Here is a 597-nt window from a genome sequence, read left to right on the forward strand (position 1 = left end):
TTACGAATTACAAATAATTCATAATTCATAATTCACAATTCATAATTAAATTGGGGGATTAGCTCAGCTGGCTAGAGCGCCTGCCTTGCACGCAGGAGGTCAACGGTTCGACTCCGTTATTCTCCACAAAAGCCCCTCCTAACCTCCCCGATGGGGAGGAACATAGAGCAATCGGCTCTCCCCCTTCGGGGGAGCTGGAGGGGGCTTAAAGTTCATTGACATATTGAGATAAGAAATAATAAAAAGTAGAAAGAACACGTTTGTGATTGATCATAAACGTAGAGACACGATTTATCGTGTTAGTACAATAAGCAAAATAAGGGCGTATGGGGGATGCCTTGGCTCTCAGAGGCGATGAAAGGCGTGATAAGCTGCGAAAAGCTACGGGGATGGGCACACACCAATTGATCCGTAGATACCTGAATGGGGCAACCCACTATCTTGAAGAGATAGTACACCGATAGGTGGGTAAACCCGCTGAACTGAAACATCTAAGTAGGCGGAGGAGAAGAAAACAAAAGTGATTCCGTAAGTAGTGGCGAGCGAACGCGGATTAGCCCAAACCAATGTTGTTACGGCAATGTTGGGGTTGTAGGA

1 tRNA gene and 1 rRNA gene are annotated in these 597 nt (G+C 45.9%); both read left to right on the forward strand.

What is annotated here, in order from left to right:
• Positions 1-52: 52 nt before the first annotated feature.
• A tRNA-Ala gene (locus FJV36_RS11535) sits at positions 53-126 on the forward strand.
• Positions 127-306: 180 nt separating this feature from the next.
• Positions 307-597: ribosomal RNA gene (locus FJV36_RS11540) — 23S ribosomal RNA — on the forward strand; the annotation flags it as partial.

Origin of the sequence: Flavobacterium sp. I-STPP5a, assembly GCF_009764685.1 — a bacterium.
Lineage (GTDB): Bacteria > Bacteroidota > Bacteroidia > Flavobacteriales > Flavobacteriaceae > Flavobacterium.